The organism is Taibaiella koreensis (assembly GCF_003545715.1).
Taxonomy (GTDB): Bacteria; Bacteroidota; Bacteroidia; order Chitinophagales; family Chitinophagaceae; genus Taibaiella; species Taibaiella koreensis.
In genome coordinates this window covers 1406553-1426599 of record NZ_QVNU01000001.1, presented here as the reverse complement: position 1 = coordinate 1426599, position 20047 = coordinate 1406553, and the positions used below count along the sequence as shown (strand labels likewise).

The window sequence follows — 20047 nt, the reverse complement described above, 5'->3', positions numbered from 1 at the left end:
GATTACGCAACGAAGGTAGCGGCAGGCTATGACAGCTGTTTGTCAGGGCTGGTAAAGTTTTTTTCTTTTTCCTGTAAATATTCATGCAAATTGAGCTGATGCGGCCGGAACCTGAGATCGGTATGATAAAGCGTTCTGATCCTGTCCAGCCGGAACATCCGGAAATCATTTCTCAGCCTGCAAAAAGCGATCAGGGTCCAATGCTGCTGCTGGCTATAATAAAAGGCAAAAGGCTCGATAAACCTTTCGGTACTTTCGGATTCGATTTCTGACTGATAGGTGATGCATAGCACCGTAAAACTGGTGAGCGCGCTCTGAATCGAGGATAAAGATTCGCTGGCAGGCTGCCTGAGGCTTGCGGGGCTTACCGCGACGCGGCCCGCAAGCAGCTCTGCCTTATCCTTCACCGCGTATTTGAGCACAGCCTTTACCTTATCCACGGCTTGCCTATACGAACTGATCAACGAGCTGTCTTCGTTCAGGCGGATCAAATGTCCGGCCATGATCAAAGCATTGGCCTCTTGTTCGGTAAACATTATGGGTGGCACTTTATACCCTTCAGCCAGTGAGTAGCCTTTTCCTTCAAGCGTCGCTATGGGAACGCCGATCTGTTCCAATACCCTGATATCGCGATAGATGGTCCGGACACTTACAGCAAACTGTTCTGCCAGGTCGGTTGCATTGATCAACCGCCTTGTCTGCAGCTGCAGCAAGATGGCGCTCAGGCGGGTAAGCCGCTTCATATCGGTGCTATTGCTCATTGCTTGGTAATCTGTCTTCAAATATACGAAGGCTATATCAACCACTTTAAGACCGGTCTCCCGTTCAGACCGGCAGCCCCGGGGCAGATCGTCCTGTGATCCTACTGAAGACGGATATCGCGGAAACAACAGCATAAAATTGTATTCTTATCGCGCTTCTTCTTTATAAGCGGTAACGCCAGATAATATCCCCTAACTTGGGTTAAATTACGTTTGCTGTATGGGGGGTAGTCAGGCTTTCCTTTTTATATCTGAGATTTAAATAAACAAGAAAAAAGCATGCAAGCCAAGCCGGCCAGCGCGGTCATCAAGGGAATTGTTATTGACCCGATCCTGGGATTCAGATACGGGCAACAGATAAAGGAACAGCTTTTTTTCGAGCTCAGGTTTCGGCAACCTTTGTTTGGTGCACCCTTTTCTGTTGGCGCAGATAACGCCGGCAAATACATATACCAGCCCATTACACTCAATTTTGAAGGCGCCCTGAACAAGATAAAGCCGATCAGCGGCACGATCACCAGGCTTGAATTCATCAATAACCCCGGACAACAGGCCGAAGTGATCGTGAGCGGAACCATGTACCATCCGTCCCGTTACTTTTCAAAATTCACCTTATGTTTAGCTGCCCTGTTGTTGTTGCCTGTACTTTTTATAGGCGGCCTTTTGTCAGGCATTTCCTATGTGAGCGACGGCCTGGTTAAAACGGAGGGCAGTGTTGCATTGTACCAGGACAGGAGCAGCAAAGGTTTTCACAGGTATACCTTCAACATTGCGCCGTATCGTGCCCAATTTTACAGGAAGTATCACAGGCCCTTATTGAATACACCCATCCGTCAGATAGATGAGATATTTACGGTCGACGGCCAGTATAACCCGGACATGACCGGGCAAAAAGTCAGCTTTTATATATTCAAATCGGACAAGCATAAGCTATTTAATGCTGAGGATAAGATAGATTTCTTCTACCTTAAATCTCAATCGCGCCAACGATTATCATCCGATTATCACTTTGACCTGTTGGTTTATATCACCAATAAAAGCGGGTTCTATTTTGTCTGGCTGTCTTATTTACTTTTAGAAGTGTTTTGTTTCGTTTCCGCGTATTATTGTTACAGAATGTATGCACTCCAACAGCAAAAGAGAAATAGAATGATTTGGATGGGCTCTTTGACCCTGGTTGTTCTATTGAACATTGTCGTCTTAGCTATAATAATATAAGCTTGCCCAGAAAGATAAATGCAAACAGACCTTAGCGGTCATTTTTGCCGTATTCAGGCTTGGCGCAACAGAACAAAAGTGATCACTTTTACAGCCTCTCTTTTACGGTGGCATTATCCAATAACTGTCGCTGAATTAATACCAAAAGTCTGCAAAGAAAGATTGGGCGCGAAAACAATATTCTGTGCCGGTACGCCATATGAGGCAATTTTATTTGCCGACTCCCGGTAACCATTATTTGAAGCTCCAGGAAAGGTGTATATCACCTGAACACTGGGCAAAGGAACATTTCCCAACGTAGCCATTGCCGTATTAAATGTTTGGAGCGGAACGATCCCTCTTGATGCATGATAGATATAAGCATTCAGGGAGTCTGCGCTGGCAAATATTACAGCCGCGCATGATAGAAGAGGCCATGCGGCATACCTGGTTATGGGCTCACCATAAGGCACCGCTATGCCATCGCCTTCATTTACATAAACGTTTACCCTCTCCTCCGAGATGGGCTGTGGACCACCATGGTTCAGGCGGGCATTAGCGACCATTGTACTAAAAGTCATTCCCTGGTTGAAATCCCCATTGTAAGTATAGTCAGTCATAGTCCGGTGTTTACAGGTTTCAATTTGAAAAATGATATGTCATCAATCAAATGTAGAATCCTTTACTCAATAGAAAGTGTATAGAACTACCGGATTTGATTTAGGAAATGTCCTGATAAACGGTATTAAAATAGCGGAAAACCACCAGCTGCAAAATGGATGTAAGCACAGGCAAAAAAGGCCAGACAGTGTTCATCGACCAGGTAATCTTAGCTGTAAGCTGTACGGATTAAGCTAAGACATATCTTCAATTCTTAAACTAAAAAGAACTGTTCTAATGGTTATTGCAAAACGGACTATATGGTTTTTTTGGGATTAACGATGTAATTTCAGCGTACACTAAATTAAAAATCATATGAAAAGGAAAAAAACAATTAAAAAAGTAAAACTCAAAAAGGCATTAATCGTTTTCAGCCTGACAGCACCTGCACAACAAAGGATGGTAGGTGGCAGGAGCCCTGTTCCGAGTAACCAACAACAAAGCGCGTTTTGCACCAAGGTACCTCTTTGCTAGAATTGTATCGTAATTCAAAGGATCAGTACCGTTCTACGGGGCTGTCTCGAAAGGTCTCCTACGTGGTAATTTTTGTCGTGCTTCGACTCCGCTCAGCACGACAAAAATTACGCTTCAAGCCTGCTTACATTTTGAATCGCTCAATGTGATCCGATTGATACCTTTGAGACAGCCTTTATCTATCACATTGAGCGATCATAAAATTTAGCGAAAAGCGCCACTGCCTATACATAGGCTCGCTACAACAAAAAAAGCACACTATAAAGTGTGCTTTTGGTAGCCCCGACAAGAATCGAACTTGTATCTAAAGTTTAGGAAACTTCTATTCTATCCATTGAACTACAGGGCCGTTACGGACGGGTCGCAAAGGTAAGCAATTCCCTCGATTATTTAAACTGTATGGTCTGAATTATATGATCCATATCTTTTTTCAGAAAATCGGATGCCGGCTTCAGGGAATCGGCATTGGGCGACACATTGAAATACAATGCGCCTCTTAAAAAATGCCGCTGGTTGTCAGTAACATAGAACTGGTAAGCCGAAGCAGCATCGCCACCCACATTATATGCCACTCCCGTCAGACCGTTAGGCGTTCTGAACTGCGGCGTGTTGATGTAATCGGCGCGGATATCGTGCGCATATGAGAGCTTGTATGATTCTTCGATCAGCTTGTTCAGCGGCTCCGCATCGGTAATGGACTTATAACTGAGGTATATGGTGGCATTCATACCGGGAAATTCTATGTTGGCCCAGTAAGGCGCATGCTCTTCTCTATTCAGATCTACATCCTGGCCGATATGGCCATATACCGGATATTCCAGGCGGAAAGGGAAGCCGGTGCTGTCGAAAGTCCTGTAGGCATGCTCGGGTAGCTCTATACGGTAATAGCCCCGTGGTTTAGGCACCGGGACAGAGGGCCTGCAGGCAATAGCCAGCAAGGGGATAATAAGGGTAATGATCCCTGTTTTAAATTTGCTCATGGTTCTTATTTGATTTTGGGCGGGCTCTTTTCCTGCTTCTTTTTACCGTCATTCAGGTCCAGGGAAGTGTCGCCTCGTTTTTGCCCTGTCTTCTTGTCGCTTCGCTGCGAGAGTGTGTCTTTAGGGGCTTGCACCAGTGTGTCTTCCCCAGGCTTCGACAAGCCTACCGTAGCAGAGGATGCAGGATCCGACGATGGTTCTACGTCTTTAAGGCCTGCCCTGCTTTTCACTTCCATCAACTGGCTCAGCACTCTGGCATAGAGTGAGTCCATCAATACCGGCCTTTTCTTGTACCAGTCAAGGGCTTCGTTGAATTGCGCAAAGCTGAGGTCGTAATGCTTCAGAATAGAGATATAGAACCCGGTAAGGCTATCGTAATTTTTGTCGAACCGGTTACGGGCGCTATCGCCCAGGCCCTGGCAGTAGACTTCGGCCAGGTGCATATCGGTGAGCACCTGCTTCATCTTAGCTTCCGGCACCGGTGGCGAATCCTGTCCACGCCGGCAGGCGGTCAGCACTGTGGCAAGCAAGAGGAGCAATACGAATACACTACGGTAAGTCAACAGGCGCAAAATTTGATACGGAAGGAAACTCGGAAAAATGTTTTTATTTAATGCCGCGGTAACGGGCTGTATTGGGTACGTCCATCTTGCTCAGCTGATCGATATAGTCTTTCCTGTCGGCGGCGGGCGTCTGCATCAACGTGTTGACGAATTCGTTCGCTTTTGCATTAAAGAAGAACTGCATCAGGATAGAGGTCGGGTTGTCGTTGTTGATCTTGGTCAACACAGGAATAGATTCCAATATCGCTTTCCGGCCCTCCTCGGGCTTGCTGCTGAGCAGATCGAGACCCTTACGGTGATAACTATAGTATAAGGGACGGAAGGCGTCGAAGCGGGGATTGAGTATCTGGTCTATAAGCCAGTAACGGTTGCGGTTATTCTCCGCCGCTTTCCAACCTTTGATCAGCTTATCCTCCGGAGCGTTATTGACCACATTCTGCGCCCGCTTGAAGTATTCGCTGCCGCCCCGGGGGGCAAAGGAATCGTAGTCAAGCCCCAGCATGATATAGATATAATAAGCAAAGATGGCCGTAAGATTGGATCCCAGGGCGTCGTTACCGGCCACACGGTTATCGTCGAACTGGAGGTTCTGGCTTTCGTCGAAGCGGAACACGACATCGCGGTCAATAAAATTGACCAATGAAGTATTATAACCCGAATTGAACACCGGCCTTGATGATTGAATGTTCAGGGTTGCTTTATAAGTATTGTCGCCGGGCGCCTTTTCGGTAAGGTTCAGCTGGAAGCTGCAATCGATCTTCTCAGCAGGCCTGAAATTGTCGTTGGTCCATTTCCGGTTATTGACAAACTCGTTCATGGAGCGCTTCAGGGTCTGAAATACTTTAGGATCCACATTCTGTACCCTGTCGAAGGTCACATCTACCTTACAGTTCAGCTCCTGCGCATACAGGCGGCAGGCCGACAGAAATAAAACAACACTAAAAATTAAGCTACGCATCCTTTTTCTTTATAGAAGACAATATGCAATCTACAATACTTTTGGCAATTCCGTCCTTGGATTGCAGCGGCAAGGCAAGCGTATCGCCATTGCGTTGTAATATTTGTACTTTATTGGTATCATGTCCGAAGCCTGCACCTTCTTCCCTGAGCGAATTCAGCACGATCATATCGGCATTTTTTCGTTCCAGCTTTTGCAGGGCATGTTCCAGCTCGTTCTGCGTTTCCAGCGCAAAGCCCACTACGATCTGCCGCTTCGACTTGAGTTGACCCAGGTGGGCCAGTATATCCGGATTTTTCACCAGGGTAAGTACCAGGTTGTCCTCCTGTCCTTTTTTTATTTTCTCACCCGCCTTCTCCTTCGGTCTGAAATCGGCTACCGCTGCCGACAGCACGGCGATATCGACACCGGGAAAAATACCATTGCAGGCATCATACATTTCCTGGGCGCTCACGACCCGGTGCACTGCGATGAGCGGATGCGACACCTGCTCGGGACTGGGGCCCAGCACCAGGTCGACCGCTATGCCCTTTGCCGCCAGTGCCCGGGCCACGGCAATCCCCATCTTTCCGGTTGAAAAGTTACCGATAAAACGTACGGGGTCCAATGCTTCGTATGTGGGACCGGCAGTAACCAGCGCCTTAAGCCGGGCATAAGCGGGATCGGCATGCTGCCCTTCAAAAAAGTTTTCCAGGTATTGCTGTATGGCTTCCGGCTCGGCCATACGCCCCGCCCCGATAATGCCGCTGGCCAACTCGCCATGTTCTACAGGCAGTATGCGGTGGCCGTAAGATTCCAGGGTTGCGAGGTTTGCCCTTGTGGCCGGATGCAGCCACATATCCTCATCCATTGCCGGTGCAACCAATACCGGGCATCCGGCGGACAAGTATACGGCCATGACCATATTGTCACAGATCCCATGCGCCATTTTTGCGAGGGAATTGGCACTGCAGGGTGCCACCAGCAAGGCATCGGCCCAGCGCCCCAGGTGAACGTGATTGTTCCAGTGCGCACCATTGCTTACCGAAGAGAATACCTCCTTCCGGGAAACAGTAGCCAAGGCCAGCGGGCTCACAAAATCGGCGGCGGCAGCGGTAAGCACCACCTGGACTTCGGCGCCGGCCTTGACCAATAAACGCACTAATTGCGGCGTTTTATACGCCGCAATGCTACCAGTGATGGCTAAAATGATCTTTTTGCCTTGTAAAGACATGGATAAAAGAATTGAGATATCAGCGAATAACCCAACCGCCATGCAGACGGTCGTCAGCTATTATTCCTCCTCTTTTTTACGGTAATATACCTTATCGCCCATAAACTCACCTAGGGCCTGGAGTGAAGGATTGGCCATACGCTCATAGAACCTGGAGATCTCGATCTGCTCTTTGTTTTCGTGCACTTCTTCCAGCGTATCGGTATGGTTGGCAAAATCGTCAAGCTTGCGGTGCAGCTCTTCCTTCAGGTTGATATTGATCTGGTTGGCACGCTTGGAAGCCACCACGATGCTTTCATAGATATTGCCGGTCTTTGCTTTGATAGCGGCAATATCACGTGTTTCGATCAATGGGTTCAGCGAAGAAACCAGTTTTTTATTTGTGCTCATTACGTAGTTGTTTAATATTATTCTGGGACAAAGTATAATATTTTTCCGCTTCCTTGAGGTAGCTGGAATTGGGGGTATATTCTTTCAGTTCATTATAGGCGTTCACCGCCTCGGCATAACGCTCTTCCTGCTTTTCTTTATAGCTGGAGCGGGCATAATCGTAAAAGGACTTGATCACCATCAGCTGGTAAAGGTCCAGGGATTTCGATTCAGGATAAGCCTGGATCAGCGACTTATAAGCTACTGTGGCGGCTTTAAATTGGCCTACATCGTAATACAGCCTGGCGGCACTGGCATCCTTCTTTTCGATCTTGGCACGGCAGATATCGATATAGTTATTGGCTTCCGTAAGATTTTTCGAACCGGGATGCGTGTTAATATAGGTTTGCAGCGCTTCTATTGCTTTATACGTGCTGGCCTGGTCCAGTGAAAATTTCGGCGACAGCTTATACATGCAGGTAGCATACATAAACTCGCATTCATCGGCTCTCGGGCTTTTGGGAAAAGCTTCCACAAAATTCTTAAACTGGTACGATGCGCTCAGGTAGTCTTCCTGGTAGTAAAAAGAGTAGCAGTAACGGTAATACAGCTCTTCGTAGTTTTTACTGCCCCGGAATACAGGCATCAGTGATTCGTAGATCTCGTTTGCCTTAAAGTATTTCTTCTGATCGTAATATTGGTTGGCCGCAGTGAGCTTATAGTTCACATCCTTACTGGTCAACACCTTTTCATGTGCGCTTTTGCAGGAAGAGCCCAGCAGGAGCGCGATCAATGGAATAAACAGGAACGAAAATTTCCGCATAAGAACCGCAAAAGTACGTATTTATTTTGACAATCAGGCAATCCCGTATTAAACGCGAGGCAGGGCGGAATATTATCTGCCGGGTACAATTGCAACCCCTTTGGCCTTGTTTTTATTTTTCTTTAAAATTTCTAGAAAAAAATTGGGAAAATGACAAAAAACGCTGCACCTTTGCAGCCCTCATGCGGCGGTGGCGAAACTGGTAGACGCACTACTTTGAGGTGGTAGCGCCTGTCATGGGCGTGGGAGTTCGAATCTCCTCTGCCGCACACAGGATATTTCCTGAGATTTTTGAAAGGGTTGCCCGATCTGGAGCAACCCTTTCTCTTTTCAATTCAGTTGTCACTCCGCAGGCCGTCTGATCAAGAAAGGTTTATTGTTAAAAAACGAGCAATCCCGAAATTGCCCTGTAGGGGCAAAAGTTCTATAAACAAAAAAATGTGCTTTCAGCCACCGTTCAGACCGCTGGCGCGTTCCGACCGGCTTGCCGGGCAGGATGATTCCCGGCCGCTCTACAAATAGTGACCCGTTGTCGCCGGCCTTATTTCGCCAGCAGGTCCACCTGGGCGAGTATCTCGTTTTCCTTATTGTTCTTGTCGTAAAAACGGACATACAGATGATAGGTCTCACCGGCTACCATCGGGGAACCCGTACTCACTTTAGCGCTCAATAAGGCGGCCTGGCTGGCCGGTGTGCCATTGGCCATATCGGTAAAGGCATCGGGAAGATTGAGGAGCTCTTTCTTGTTTTTATCGGTAAGAATAATATTGCAGCCCGGGTATACCTTACCGTCCTTTTCGGTATAGTGGGTTACCCCATTGGCAATCACAGCAACCGGACTGCCCAGGATAATTTGATTGCTGCTTACCTTATTGCCGCTCGCGTCGGCCATGTAAATATCTTGCACACCAAAGCCATTGTAGGTGGCCGTAAGTCCTGTAGCCAGATCTTTTTTCACGCCTTTGCTAAAATTGCAGGAAGTGGCGCCTATAAGGGCAACAACAAAAAGGGGTAACATTAACGTTGAAAATTTCATACTTGTCTTTGTTTTTAGGGTAGTTATCGTTTTGGTTACTGGTAGCAGAAAATGCTCCTGTTCTTCCGAAACGGCGGATTGAGATGCTAAGTTAATCAAATTCCACCCTACCCCGCACTACGATACGGCCCGGCCAGGCAGATTGTGGACAGCTCATAAAAATTGATGAAGAAGGCGGCCTATCAAAAGTCCCGTCCTTACTTAAATGATGTAAACGAAGCAGTTCCGGGCTGGGGGCACTGCTTCGTTTATCAATGGTCAGATGCTGTATCTGAAATCCTCAGAGGCAAATACCGCAAGGATCAACCGAGATAGGACAATGTGACTGCCGTGGATTGGAGCCCTGACATGGCGGGCAATTGCTTAACTGGATAGAGAAAACGCACTGCTGACAATTGGTATCCTGGAAGGTACCACCGCCGAGTGCCTGGTATTGCTGTTCCGTATTCAGGAGAACAATCACCTGCTTATCAAAGGACAATGTCTTTTTTTCCAGATTCAGATTTCTCTTTTTCATGTCGGTATATTTTTGGGATGAACGGTAAATTTCGGGCTTTCTGCTGCAGTTTTTATTCAGTGGCTTCCTTTCATAACACTGGTTTACTTTAGCTAAAATGAGGGGCAAGCAGGATGATTTGTATGGAAGCAACATTTTGAAATAAAAAGTGTTTTTATGTTTATATGTAAACAACTAAAAATTTTCGACAAAAATTGCACAACTGCCTCAAAACGAATTACCTTTATCCCACTAAATTTTGAACCGATATGAAAAAACAAAACACGCAAAAGAAAATCCAGCTGAAGAAGATCTCTATTGTCAGCCGGCTGGAGAAGCCAACACAAGAACAGGTTAAAGGCGGTAGCGATGCCGTTTCCTGTAACCAGCAAAGCAGCTTCTGCAGCAAAGTACCCCTTTGCTAAAGCTGCCGGATACAAAAAAAGTTGTAACATTACAGTTCATCTCAGGGGAGGCATCTCCCCTGAGATATGCTCCAAACATACTATGGCGGTTAGTAAAAACAAACTGGCAGTTGCACACGCTGCCTTCTGGTTGCTTTATATTACATTCGCGTTGCTCACCTATGGCGCCAAGCCCGGCGTGCTTGCCGTAGCAAAAGAAACGCTCGTATCTTACGCATTGTCTATCGGCGTTTTTTATACCCACTATTTTATCCTCAACAGGTATTTGTCCAACCGTAGTAAACCCTGGCATTATTTCTTTTCCTTCCTGGGGCTTATTGCGCTTAATTTTTGCGTCAAATATCTTAGCTTCATTGTCATCTGGCCCTATATTTTTGGCGAGAAGTCGGAACCTATAGCATCGGGTGAGAGCATTGGTTACATGCTTATCATCTTTACCTGGCAGGCGTTAACCTTCTTGATCTTGTCTGCAGGCTACTGGGCAGCGGAAAGATTGCTGTGGGCAGAGAAAACAGCCCGGATAAAAGATCAGCAGCTGGCGGCAGCCGAGAAAATAGAATTGGAGAATGCCGCGCTGAGAGCCCAGATCAACCCGCACTTTGTACTCAACAGCCTGGAACACCTGGCCGGTGAATCGGAACATAAATTGCCGCATGTCGCCGCTTTTGCCCATGCCATGATGGTCTATATGCAGTCGTCCATAGGCGTACCCGGCAGCGACGGCCAAATCAAGCTGGAAGAAGAAGTAGGCGCGCTGGAAGCACTCATCCACATTTACCGGCAGCGGTTTCCCGAAGCCCATATCAAGTACCAGAAAAGTATTCCGGAAGGCCTCAGGATCGCACCGCATACACTCACGCCATTTGTAGAGAATGCCTTCAAGCACGGCGATTTCAGTCAACCCAACGAGGCCATGCTGGTGCTGGTAGAGTACCTCGACGGATCGCTTTACTTCAGCAGCTATAATAAGAAGAACCGGCGGCTGAGCCACAAGAGCCGGGGCATTGGGCTGGCTTATGTCAAGCGCCAGTTGGAATCGGCCTTTGCCGGCAACTACGAGCTGGAGATCAACGACGATGCCGACAGGTTTATTGTCAACCTTCGCATTGATCAGCTGGACTCGGGCAAACGCGCTGCTCCCGGTAAAAAAGCACTGAGCCAGTAACCGGCCCCCTACCCGGCTATGGATTAAAAAACAATACTCATCTTATACCCAGACCATAAAATGAAAACCATCTTACTCACCCTTGCTTTGGCCTTTACGGCCCTCACTACAGCGCTTGCCCAGGAAGAGCAGAAAGCCCAGATCCGCCTTACAGACGGCACCCGCATCCAGGGCATTTTCGTAGAGGAAAAAGACAATGGCAATATTATTCTGCAGCAGCGCGACGGCGTGGAATACGAATACAACAGCGAAGATATCTCGGGGTTCAGGTTCCTTAAAGACAAACCCCGCAGCTACCGCAAAATGGGTTATGTAGCCGTCTCGGCAGGTGTCAATATCCCGCTGGGAGACTTTGGCCGCCGCCGGGGTGGTGATGCCGAACCGGGCGCCAATTTCAATGTCGATTTCGGCATCCTGTTCAACAAATACATAGGCATCACGGCAAAAGGCTTTGTGTCGGCCAATGCGCTGAAAGATGGTTATTACGATGATGACTTCTGGGGTTACAGCGGTATGGGCATAGGACCTTTGTTTTCGTTCCCGGCAGCCCCGTGGCTTGATATAGACCTGAGGCCGATGATAGCCTTTGCAGCGACCACCTTCCCCGGCGCCGACTGGGACGACTGGAATATATCTCCGGCTTTTATTGGCAGCGCCATGTTCCGGTTCCATGTGAGCCCCAGGATATCCCTCGTTTTCGAACCCAACTATTTCTACACTTCTACCCGTTATAGCGAAGCCAGTTTCCGGCAACACATCGGCACCCTCTCGTTCAACGGCGGCATTGCGATACGGTTTAAATAGCGTTGCCTGCCGGCTCGATAAAGGCCTTATCTCATTTAAAAGGGGACGGTCTTTATCTCAACCGACATTTACAGAAAGATACGATCCATGAAACGTGCCTACATCGGCGGAGCCGCAGCAATCCTGGTGATGATACCGGCTGTGGCCGGCGCCTTGCAGCTGACAGATAGCCTGGTTGCCGTACTGATCATTTTTCTTGTGGTTAATGCCTTGCTGGCCTTCGTTTGTTCCCCCCAACGGGACACCGCATCTGTGGGGATACTTTTTATGATTTATTGCCTGATCACCTTCCTCACGACAGCCCTGCTCCTCGTGATTTTCTTTTTCTACGGCATGCAGTACTACAACAAACCGGGGTGATCATCCTGTTGTCTCGAGCCCAAAAGCAGCCTGCAGCATCTATTCAATAATAAGTCCGTCTTCCAATTGAGACGGACTTATGTATTCCCCGATATTTTTTTCAGACCTTTGGGCTATTACAGCTTACTGATCTTTTTGGTTATCACGCTCCCACCTTCATAAATAATTTTCACAATATAGATTCCGGGTATTAGTGTGCTCACATCCACACCATTCTCTTTACAGTTTTTTACATGGAGTACCCGAACACCATTGGTGTTGTATACATACAATTCAACGATTTTTTCGCGATTGGTTTCAGGTACAAAAGTCATCAGGTTAGCTGCAACGACCAAAGTGAGGCCTTTCTTGTCTGCAGTACCGGCACATTCAGCTCCTTCATTGCAGTCAGCCATCGCTTCCCATACGTTATTGCTTCCCGGCGCCTCTCCCGGATTGGCATACCATTTGTTCTTCCATATCTTGCAGGCATAGAATACCTTTGTACCGGCGGTAGCATAAACCTTGGCATGACTGTATTGTTGTGCGCCGCAATATAGAACCGGCCCATTTGCCTGGCAACCGGGCCCTTCTGTACACACGCTCAGCTCCTCCCATACCATATTGACTCCGGGAATTTCGTTGGGATTGGCATACCATTTGTTTTTCCATATTCTGCAGTCATAGAACACCTTGGTATGGGCTGTCGGGTACGCATTGACTGGACTATATTGCTGTTCTCCGCAGTACGATTGTTGATCATCCGTTTTATCTGTTCTGGCTATCAGCACATTGCTCTGGTCGGATATTTCATCATTCTGCGCAATGGATCTCACTGTATAGCTATACTCAGTATCTTCGGAGAGACCTGTACGCAAGTAGCTGGTGGCGGTGGTTGCTGCGACCTTAATACCATTTTCATATACTTCATATCTTTTTATACCCTGCGTATGCGTTGAAGCCATCCACATAAGCGATACCGCGCTTTCCGTTATGTTCATTGCATGCAGATGAGCAGGTGCGGTAGGCTTTTCAATTGCAGTTTGACTATTGGTTATTACTATATGCGTTACACTCTTTTGCGAGCTTAATCCGTTGGCATTCGTCGCCTGTATCTCGTAGGTATAGCTTGTGCCTGCGGTTAAACCTATATCTTCAAATTCAGGAGTAGTTACATTCTGCATCGCCATTCCGTTGCGGTAAACGGTAAAAGCAGCCGCGTCAGTCTGTGGCGTCCAGCTGATCTTGGCAGAGGAGCTGGTGACACCTATCGTGGTCAATCCGGTAGGTGTAGCAGGTGGTGTAACGCCTGTTGATGACTGTACATTGACATCAATTACATTATAGAATGCATTGGGGGTATCCTCTACATCCCAGACCGCTAAAATAATATGGTATCCTTGGCGGTTAGCCGGAATTACAATTTGATGCGACACATTATCTTGCGCCGGCGTGCCATTATGGATGACCTCCCCGATAAGCTCAAGATCCTGGCGGGAAAGCGGTTGATCAGGATTCCAACCCTGAGTGGTCATATAGTAGTGCCATTTTGCAGTGGCATGGTAGGCAGAATATTTCCAGATGAAAGCGTTTGAACCGGTGGTGATATTGGTTTTCTTCCAACGGGTCGCCGTTTGAATATCCAAAGTATTGTCGCCCCCTATGCTCCCGTTAGCAGAAGCGATTCTTCCGTTTGCCGGACCCTGTCCCGGAAATCCTTTTGGCGCTTCAAGCGATCCCGGCTCGTTGATTACCCGGCCATATAATGCCAGTGCAGCATTATAACCAATTGCCGCTTTATCCAGGCTCCCCTGGTAGCCCCGTGAAGCCGGGCTCATTACATATCCATGAGCGAAAAGATGGGCCGATGAAACGACCAGCACAAACAAAGTGAGTACCACCGAAAATAATGATCTGAAATTCGTCATATTCATTTTTTCTAACTATCAGGATATAGGAAACAGGATACAATTTGCTTCCCATTAAACGGTTGCTGAGCTTGTCGAAGCATCATCTTTGTACTTTCGACAAGCTCAAGGACCGGCTTTGTTTCCTATATCCGTATAGTCACTTTAGTTTTAATTAAAAAACAGTTGTTTTACAATTCCTGGGCTATCCGCACATAGGTAACCGAGGCTAATCTAAATAGTGCGATACGCGTAGCACCGACTATTGACTTTTACTTCAGGATGAAAGGGATGGGGATAGTTCAAAGTAGAAGAAGAAAATTGTTGCTTCGACGCATTTTTCTTCAAAAGTGTGCAATAGTATTGAAAGCTACAGGCAATATTAGTTCCATTCTACAACACACTATTTTTACCTTGTGGCAAAAGTCAACAAAACACGTTTAACCGCCTATAACCTGAAAGGGTGGTTTTTTTAGCATAAAAGGAAAAGGGAGACCTTACGGGGTCTCGCCTTTATATATATCCGGCTATGGATAAACCGGGCGTTTGAACCGCGTTCCCGACAAGCAGGAAGCAACGGCAGTAATGGCAGCACAACTAATGGCTTCTTCGAATCCTTTGCCGGGTCGGGATAGCAATACATTCCCTATCAAATGTACATTTTCCTTATAGCGGCAATGCTAATTCCGGATGAAGTTTTTATTAAGCCCTTGGCAGCTCATGCTTCTTTTTCCACGATCAGTTCGTAGATGGCTCTGCAGACATTGGCTTTGCCGTGATGCTGCCAGCCCGGCAACTGCTTTTTCAGCAGATCGGCCGTATATTCATAGAAGGTGTCCTTGATCTGGTGCGGCTCCCAGGAAGCGATCATCTGGAGACAGGTGTCGGGTAAAGCAGCAGTAAGATTACCCTTGTTCCGGATAAAGTTGCCATAAACACGAAAAGCGGATCTTGTTGACATGATCATTGTTGTTTGAACTGGCAGCAAAATTCAGGTACAGGTACGCCAATACGTGGCGGAGCGTCTTTCCGCAACAAATATTTTTTCAAAAAAACGGAAAAGCCGCCCATAATGGACGGCTTCTCCGATCTATGCTAGGGGTCAGTAACAGAGGTTTTCCGTTTTCTCATTAAGGATCGAACGGATGCAATCGAAACAGCTCTTCTGCGCCTGATGCGATACAGGGCAATTATAAGCCACGGTAACGGGCGGTGTGGGACACTGGCAACTCTCGGTGGCCTGGCCACCGGCCAGTTGCTCCTGTTGCGGTCTGCTTAGCGGCGTTACAGGCTCTTTACGGAGTATCAGCTTAGCATGTAGGCTCAGCTTCTTTTTTTTCATAACTGATATTTATTCAGGTGTCAAACATACATTTAGCCAGTAGGACAATTGCAGGAATTGCTTACAGGGGGACAGTTGATGGTGTTCGGCGGGCAGCCCCAGGTTACGGCACATTGGTCGTTACAAATGGAAACTGTCTGACAACCGTTGGTCAGGATGGGACAGTTAATCGTAACCGGCGGACAGTTGACAGACGCAGGCGGGCATCCTACTGTGTTGGGCGCTCCGCCGATAAATTGTGCCTGCTGTGCGCTCAGCATACCAATGGTCTCTTTATTGAGTTTTAACTTGGGACTGAAATTCAGCTGTGTTTTTTTCATAAGAATGGTATTTTTTGGTTTAGCCAAAATTACCAACCAGCACTGCATTTTAGCTGCAGTACTTCAGCCGGCTACCCAGACCGTACTTTACTCCAGCAGGAGCTACCCCTGTAACAGCTGCAGCAATTCATCGATAAAAGCCTCTTGCCGCTCATTGATCAATGCCCTGGCTTCGGTTTCGGTGTACCAGCCTGCTTTATCAATCTCGGGCCATGTTCTCGTCTTGCCCGAACCCGGAGGCCATTCCAGGGTAAAGGTGTTGCTGACTATGGCAGCCGGGTCAAGCATTCCTTCCAGGGCCCAGCAGCTTACCTTTTTGCCGCCTTTCTGTACTATCGGCGTCAAAGCAAGCAGCTCGCCTTCCGGGCGGTAACCCGTTTCTTCTTCAAACTCCCTTAGCGCAGCCTGCTGCATATCTTCGCCGGGCATGGGCTCTCCTTTGGGGATGGTCCACCATCCGGCATCCTTATGGGCAAAGAAAGGCCCACCCGGGTGTACCAGGAAAAAATACAGCTGCTTATTCACATAATGGTAAAGCAATATTCCTGCGCTCTGCTTCATAAACAATAGATGCATAAAGATAAGATAGATGACTGTTACTATATCTTTTGAGGCTTATTACAGCTGCATTGGATTTCTTTTAGCATATTTGCATTACCAATGAACCGCCGCCTTATTTTCTTTCCCCTGCTCCTTATGGGGTTGTTGGTGCTTTGTGTTTTATCCTTCGCCGGAGATGGCCGCGGCTACTATATCAGCCGGCACCTCAACGGTGATAATGGTCTGCCACAAAACAGCATCAAAAGCATCGCACCCGACGATAACGGCTTCATTTGGCTGGCTACTGAAAGCGGGCTCGTCCGTTACGACGGCCGTAAGCTCAAGGTCTACAACAAAGGCAATATCAATCTTCGGTCGAGTCGCTTCGTATTTATCATGACGGGTACGCAGCCCGGCGTATTGTACGCGATAACCGACCTGTGGCAGATCGTGGAGATCCGCAACAGCCAGGCAGGACAGGGCAAGGTTTCTATTGTCGACCTACACCAGCCATTCTGGCCCCGTAACAGCTTTACGCGGGGAAAGGTCGGGGACTTTGCATTTTATCACCAGGAGCATGGCGCCGGGAACGATTCTATACAGTATTTTATCGGCGACCATCATAAAGCAGTGTTATATGGCGACCATAGCCTGCAATGGGACCATCCCGGCGGTACGCGGTACCAGCTGGGATTTGCAGCAGATCCTGACCGCTTTTTCATCTGTGGCAATCAGCTCTATTACCTCAAAGACCTTTCTGCAAAAGGCTTGCTGGCCCTCAATCCCGAAAAAGCAACGCTTTGCAAATGGACCAGCGATGCTGCGATCAATCCCGCATTGCCGCTCAAATTATACCTTAACGATGTTACCCGGCAGGTATTCCTCCTGAACGGATCAATGCTTTATCTCATCCGGGCCGGTCAGGATAAGGCGCTTCATTTTCAATTGCTGCTTGATGAACCCTTATTACGCGAGAAGGGCGTGCGGTCATTATATTACAACGAAAAAGCCGATCGCATCTATGTGGGCACGGCTATTTCGGGTCTGTACATTCTTCAACGCCGCCCTTTCAACGCAATGGTTGCCCCCGTGGACGACCAGATGGAGAATGTGTTTTACGGACAGATGTTATGGAATGATAGCAGCATTGTCACAGGCAATGGTTATATATTTTCGCCTCATGCCCCGGTTCGCTATGTAGCACATATCGGGCAGCATGCCGACCAGTTCGGCTCGGCGATACAGCGCTATAACGATGGCACTATATTTACCGGCGATGCGCACAGCCTGTTCCGGTTGAGCCCCGACGGACAAACGCTGCTATCCAGCTGGCCTGTCTCCTCGCCCTTTCTCATTTTCCAGGGACTTGGCGGTATGCTCTGGCTGGGAACGACCAAAGGCGGCATCTACAGCCTGCAGCCCGACAGCAACGATGCATTTCTCCGGCAGGTAGCGCCACTCAATGAATTCATCACCTGCGTCGGGCAAACAAACAAGGATACATTGTGGGTAGGTACCACCTTTAATCTTTACCGGCTCAGTCTTAAAACCAAAGTTTGGGATACGATAAGCCCGCTAACCTACAAATCGATCCGCAGCCTGCATTTTACAGCACCCGATGAACTCTGGATCACGACTTATGAAGACGGCCTTTTCCTATGGCGGAAAGGTAAGGTGGTCCACATGCCCATGGACCGGAACAGCTATATCAAGAATGCGCATTGCATTATGGAAGACCGGAAAGGCTTTTTCTGGATATCCACTAACAATGGCTTGTTCCAGGTGGCCAGGGCCGATCTGCTTCGTTATGCAGATGGCAGGCAGGCTATCGTTTATTACCATCATTATACCAAAGAGCAAGGTTTCAATACGAACGAGTTTAACGGCGGCGGCTGTGTGCCCTGTGCGCTCCGCTTTAACCGCGACAGCAGCTTTTCCTTCCCTTCACTGAATGGCCTGGTATGGTTCCACCCCGAGCAGGTATATCCTGTATTGCCGGGCGGGCCGGTAATTGTCGATGCAGTACAGATCGATGGCAAAGATGTTCCGGTGGCAGATACCCTATTTCCCGGCAATGCTTCCGGCAGGATCAACCTCTGGATCGCTACCGCATTCGAAGGCAATGCCGACAACCTGAACATGGAATACATGATAGAAGGACCAGGTGCAGAAGAAAAAATATGGAATCCGCTGATCAATGATTTCATTTCTTTCAATAGCCCGGGATCAGGCTCCTTCCTGATTACTATACGTAAGCATAGCGGCTTTGGAAAAGACAATTACACTTATAAACGTGTGCTGATCGTAGTGCCCAGAGCCTTTTGGGAAACCTGGTGGTTCATTTTGTTCCTGGTACTGGGTACAAGCGCCATCATACTTCTATTGATCAAGGCGAGGGTGAACTGGCTGGAGAAAAAGAATAAAGAACTGGAGCAAACCGTCTCTTTAAGAACAAAGGAGCTGCGCGATGCGATCGGCATGTTACAAGACACGCAAGAAGACCTGAGCAAGGAAGTAAAATTCCAGCAACGGCTCAATGCCAGCATTACACACGATATTAAGACCCCTATCCAATATCTCACGTTATCGCTGAAATATCTGGCTCAAAAGAAAGAACGGCAGGGAGACCCTGATGCTAACGACATTTTCGAGATATTCCAGGCATCGGCGCATATCTCCCATTTCACACATTCCCTTACAGGATATATCAAGGTAAGACTCGGGATTGGTAAGCCCGGCATTACGGGTCTTCATGAAATAGCGGCCCGGAAGCTGGTAATGTTCTCCGATGCCGCGGCCAAAGCACACATCGGGCTTCGTAATACCATACCCGAATCGTTGCAGCTCGTTACCCATGCAGCACTTATTGATCTTATCCTGCACAACCTCATCGATAACGCAATCAAACATAGTCATTCGGGAAGCATAACCTTATCGGCCCACAAACACGACGAGCAGGTAGCGCTCTCCGTAGAAGACACCGGCAAAGGCATGACCGGGGAACAAGTAACATTGTTGAACCAATTCCTCAACGAGAAGAATGCCGGACCCGAAAACGCGGCTGTAGGTTTGGGCTACTTTACGATAGCCGATACACTCGAACTGCTGAAGGGACACATCACGGTACACAGCAGGGAAGGCGAAGGAACGCGGGTCGATATTGTGTTGCCCCTTGCGCTGTAAACGGTTAAAAACATGGCTTATGCTTCAGCGCGCCCGAGCTGATTGTACCCCTGTTCCAGGGATAGCTCCAGCAGCTTATCCAGCTCCTGTAGCATATCGTGAGCCGCGAAGGAAAATACAAAAGAATAACAGCCATCCCAGCACTGCTGCAGCCGTGGCGACAATATATGAACGATACCGGGATTCTTCAGTAGTCCCTGCATGCGCAGCACCGTACCTTCGGCCCGGCGCTCCACAGCCGCAAAAAAGCGGGGTTGACCAGCCGACCTGAACTCCAGGTAGCAGCAATCGCAGGTATTGACAACCATCTCGGTCCGGCTTTCGAAATTGGCCAGCAGACGCCTTATCGGCTCATAAGCAGCATCGGGAGCGGTTCCGGTAAAGATCGGATTCATATAATGATTCGGGGCATTGATAGCATTGGACGTCTTCTACAAATTTTACAACAATTTCCGAACCGACTTGTAATAAAACAGCCACAATGTATATTGT

General features: G+C 48.0%; 22 protein-coding genes and 2 tRNA genes. 6 read left to right on the top strand and 18 right to left on the bottom strand.

Annotated features, from left to right (window positions below):
- Positions 1–26: 26 nt before the first annotated feature.
- The 10 genes from DZK30_RS06315 to DZK30_RS06270 form a co-directional block, all read right to left on the bottom strand.
- The gene (locus DZK30_RS06315) at positions 27–782 is read right to left on the bottom strand and encodes a helix-turn-helix transcriptional regulator (RefSeq protein ID WP_205529365.1); all 756 of its coding nucleotides are present in this window, start codon (positions 780–782) and stop codon (positions 27–29) included.
- 237 nt (positions 783–1019) lie between these two features.
- Positions 1020–1346: a hypothetical protein gene (locus tag DZK30_RS26205; RefSeq protein ID WP_205529364.1), complete on the bottom strand. Its 327-nt coding sequence runs from the start codon at positions 1344–1346 to the stop codon at positions 1020–1022.
- Positions 1347–2092: 746 nt separating this feature from the next.
- Positions 2093–2578 (bottom strand): hypothetical protein, encoded by a 486-nt coding sequence (locus DZK30_RS06305; RefSeq protein WP_118973211.1) that lies wholly within the window; start codon positions 2576–2578, stop codon positions 2093–2095.
- Between the two features lie 788 nt (positions 2579–3366).
- Positions 3367–3441, bottom strand: a tRNA-Arg gene (locus DZK30_RS06300).
- Between the two features lie 37 nt (positions 3442–3478).
- Positions 3479–4072 carry a gliding motility lipoprotein GldD gene (gene gldD / locus DZK30_RS06295; protein WP_118973210.1) on the bottom strand — a complete coding sequence of 198 codons (594 nt, stop codon included), beginning with the start codon at positions 4070–4072 and terminating at the stop codon, positions 3479–3481.
- A 5-nt stretch (positions 4073–4077) separates the two neighbouring features.
- Positions 4078–4635, bottom strand: coding sequence for a DUF4296 domain-containing protein (locus DZK30_RS06290; protein ID WP_162902892.1), 558 nt, complete (start codon positions 4633–4635; stop codon positions 4078–4080).
- A gap of 43 nt (positions 4636–4678) precedes the next feature.
- Entirely contained in the window at positions 4679–5593 is a 915-nt protein-coding gene (porD, locus tag DZK30_RS06285; RefSeq protein WP_118973208.1) for a type IX secretion system protein PorD, read from the bottom strand.
- A complete protein-coding gene (gene coaBC / locus DZK30_RS06280) occupies positions 5586–6806 on the bottom strand; it encodes a bifunctional phosphopantothenoylcysteine decarboxylase/phosphopantothenate--cysteine ligase CoaBC (RefSeq protein WP_118973207.1) in 1221 nt (406 codons plus the stop codon). Before coaBC ends, porD begins: the two co-directional genes overlap by 8 nt.
- A gap of 60 nt (positions 6807–6866) precedes the next feature.
- Entirely contained in the window at positions 6867–7196 is a 330-nt protein-coding gene (locus DZK30_RS06275) for a DNA-directed RNA polymerase subunit omega (protein ID WP_118973206.1), read from the bottom strand.
- Positions 7183–7998 carry an outer membrane protein assembly factor BamD gene (locus DZK30_RS06270; RefSeq protein ID WP_118973205.1) on the bottom strand — a complete coding sequence of 272 codons (816 nt, stop codon included), beginning with the start codon at positions 7996–7998 and terminating at the stop codon, positions 7183–7185. The genes DZK30_RS06275 and DZK30_RS06270 overlap by 14 nt, the downstream gene beginning before the upstream one ends.
- Positions 7999–8182: 184 nt before the next feature.
- On the opposite strand from DZK30_RS06270, the gene DZK30_RS06265 reads away from it, so the two are divergent.
- Positions 8183–8267: transfer RNA gene (locus DZK30_RS06265), tRNA-Leu, on the top strand.
- A gap of 272 nt (positions 8268–8539) precedes the next feature.
- On the opposite strand, the gene DZK30_RS06260 is transcribed toward DZK30_RS06265, so the two are convergent.
- Positions 8540–9016, bottom strand: coding sequence for a hypothetical protein (locus tag DZK30_RS06260; protein WP_118973204.1), 477 nt, complete (start codon positions 9014–9016; stop codon positions 8540–8542).
- A gap of 298 nt (positions 9017–9314) precedes the next feature.
- Positions 9315–9551, bottom strand: coding sequence for a class I lanthipeptide (locus tag DZK30_RS25710; protein WP_162902891.1), 237 nt, complete (start codon positions 9549–9551; stop codon positions 9315–9317).
- Positions 9552–9799: 248 nt separating this feature from the next.
- Between DZK30_RS25710 and DZK30_RS25705 the strand changes: the two genes are divergently transcribed.
- The 4 genes from DZK30_RS25705 (at position 9800) to DZK30_RS06240 (ending at position 12284) form a co-directional block, all read left to right on the top strand.
- Positions 9800–9955, top strand: coding sequence for a hypothetical protein (locus tag DZK30_RS25705; protein ID WP_162902890.1), 156 nt, complete (start codon positions 9800–9802; stop codon positions 9953–9955).
- Between the two features lie 82 nt (positions 9956–10037).
- Positions 10038–11120, top strand: a complete 1083-nt coding sequence (locus DZK30_RS06250; RefSeq protein ID WP_162902889.1) for a sensor histidine kinase — start codon at positions 10038–10040, stop codon at positions 11118–11120.
- Between the two features lie 60 nt (positions 11121–11180).
- Entirely contained in the window at positions 11181–11924 is a 744-nt protein-coding gene (locus tag DZK30_RS06245; protein ID WP_118973201.1) for a hypothetical protein, read from the top strand.
- A gap of 87 nt (positions 11925–12011) precedes the next feature.
- The gene (locus tag DZK30_RS06240) at positions 12012–12284 is read left to right on the top strand and encodes a hypothetical protein (protein WP_118973200.1); all 273 of its coding nucleotides are present in this window, start codon (positions 12012–12014) and stop codon (positions 12282–12284) included.
- Between the two features lie 116 nt (positions 12285–12400).
- On the opposite strand, the gene DZK30_RS06235 is transcribed toward DZK30_RS06240, so the two are convergent.
- From DZK30_RS06235 to DZK30_RS06215, 5 genes are all read right to left on the bottom strand, one after another.
- Entirely contained in the window at positions 12401–14191 is a 1791-nt protein-coding gene (locus DZK30_RS06235; RefSeq protein WP_162902888.1) for a lytic polysaccharide monooxygenase, read from the bottom strand.
- 697 nt (positions 14192–14888) lie between these two features.
- Complete coding sequence (locus DZK30_RS06230) at positions 14889–15131, bottom strand: hypothetical protein (RefSeq protein WP_162902887.1); 243 nt, start codon at positions 15129–15131, stop codon at positions 14889–14891.
- A gap of 141 nt (positions 15132–15272) precedes the next feature.
- The gene (locus DZK30_RS06225) at positions 15273–15512 is read right to left on the bottom strand and encodes a class I lanthipeptide (protein WP_118973197.1); all 240 of its coding nucleotides are present in this window, start codon (positions 15510–15512) and stop codon (positions 15273–15275) included.
- Between the two features lie 32 nt (positions 15513–15544).
- Positions 15545–15832 (bottom strand): class I lanthipeptide, encoded by a 288-nt coding sequence (locus DZK30_RS06220; RefSeq protein WP_118973196.1) that lies wholly within the window; start codon positions 15830–15832, stop codon positions 15545–15547.
- Positions 15833–15934: 102 nt separating this feature from the next.
- On the bottom strand, positions 15935–16408 hold the full coding sequence (locus tag DZK30_RS06215) for an NUDIX domain-containing protein (protein ID WP_240432871.1): 474 nt from the start codon (positions 16406–16408) through the stop codon (positions 15935–15937).
- An 84-nt stretch (positions 16409–16492) separates the two neighbouring features.
- On the opposite strand from DZK30_RS06215, the gene DZK30_RS06210 reads away from it, so the two are divergent.
- Positions 16493–19555 carry a ligand-binding sensor domain-containing protein gene (locus DZK30_RS06210; protein ID WP_118973194.1) on the top strand — a complete coding sequence of 1021 codons (3063 nt, stop codon included), beginning with the start codon at positions 16493–16495 and terminating at the stop codon, positions 19553–19555.
- 17 nt (positions 19556–19572) lie between these two features.
- Here DZK30_RS06210 and DZK30_RS06205 read toward each other — a convergent pair whose 3' ends face one another.
- On the bottom strand, positions 19573–19950 hold the full coding sequence (locus DZK30_RS06205; RefSeq protein WP_118973193.1) for a hypothetical protein: 378 nt from the start codon (positions 19948–19950) through the stop codon (positions 19573–19575).
- Positions 19951–20047: the final 97 nt, after the last annotated feature.

Bases quoted from the DNA above. Each gene is read 5' to 3' on its own strand.
- DZK30_RS26205 (WP_205529364.1), bottom strand. From the start codon at position 1,346: ATGGTACATGGTTCCGCTCACGATCACTTCGGCCTGTTGTCCGGGGTT.
- DZK30_RS06305 (WP_118973211.1), bottom strand. From the start codon at position 2,578: ATGACTGACTATACTTACAATGGGGATTTCAACCAGGGAATGACTTTT.
- gldD (WP_118973210.1), bottom strand. From the start codon at position 4,072: ATGAGCAAATTTAAAACAGGGATCATTACCCTTATTATCCCCTTGCTG.
- porD (WP_118973208.1), bottom strand. From the start codon at position 5,593: ATGCGTAGCTTAATTTTTAGTGTTGTTTTATTTCTGTCGGCCTGCCGC.
- coaBC (WP_118973207.1), bottom strand. From the start codon at position 6,806: ATGTCTTTACAAGGCAAAAAGATCATTTTAGCCATCACTGGTAGCATT.
- DZK30_RS06275 (WP_118973206.1), bottom strand. From the start codon at position 7,196: ATGAGCACAAATAAAAAACTGGTTTCTTCGCTGAACCCATTGATCGAA.
- DZK30_RS06270 (WP_118973205.1), bottom strand. From the start codon at position 7,998: ATGCGGAAATTTTCGTTCCTGTTTATTCCATTGATCGCGCTCCTGCTG.
- DZK30_RS06260 (WP_118973204.1), bottom strand. From the start codon at position 9,016: ATGTTACCCCTTTTTGTTGTTGCCCTTATAGGCGCCACTTCCTGCAAT.
- DZK30_RS25710 (WP_162902891.1), bottom strand. From the start codon at position 9,551: ATGAAAAAGAGAAATCTGAATCTGGAAAAAAAGACATTGTCCTTTGAT.
- DZK30_RS25705 (WP_162902890.1), top strand. From the start codon at position 9,800: ATGAAAAAACAAAACACGCAAAAGAAAATCCAGCTGAAGAAGATCTCT.
- DZK30_RS06250 (WP_162902889.1), top strand. From the start codon at position 10,038: ATGGCGGTTAGTAAAAACAAACTGGCAGTTGCACACGCTGCCTTCTGG.
- DZK30_RS06245 (WP_118973201.1), top strand. From the start codon at position 11,181: ATGAAAACCATCTTACTCACCCTTGCTTTGGCCTTTACGGCCCTCACT.
- DZK30_RS06240 (WP_118973200.1), top strand. From the start codon at position 12,012: ATGAAACGTGCCTACATCGGCGGAGCCGCAGCAATCCTGGTGATGATA.
- DZK30_RS06235 (WP_162902888.1), bottom strand. From the start codon at position 14,191: ATGACGAATTTCAGATCATTATTTTCGGTGGTACTCACTTTGTTTGTG.
- DZK30_RS06230 (WP_162902887.1), bottom strand. From the start codon at position 15,131: ATGTCAACAAGATCCGCTTTTCGTGTTTATGGCAACTTTATCCGGAAC.
- DZK30_RS06225 (WP_118973197.1), bottom strand. From the start codon at position 15,512: ATGAAAAAAAAGAAGCTGAGCCTACATGCTAAGCTGATACTCCGTAAA.
- DZK30_RS06220 (WP_118973196.1), bottom strand. From the start codon at position 15,832: ATGAAAAAAACACAGCTGAATTTCAGTCCCAAGTTAAAACTCAATAAA.
- DZK30_RS06215 (WP_240432871.1), bottom strand. From the start codon at position 16,408: ATGCATCTATTGTTTATGAAGCAGAGCGCAGGAATATTGCTTTACCAT.
- DZK30_RS06210 (WP_118973194.1), top strand. From the start codon at position 16,493: ATGAACCGCCGCCTTATTTTCTTTCCCCTGCTCCTTATGGGGTTGTTG.
- DZK30_RS06205 (WP_118973193.1), bottom strand. From the start codon at position 19,950: ATGAATCCGATCTTTACCGGAACCGCTCCCGATGCTGCTTATGAGCCG.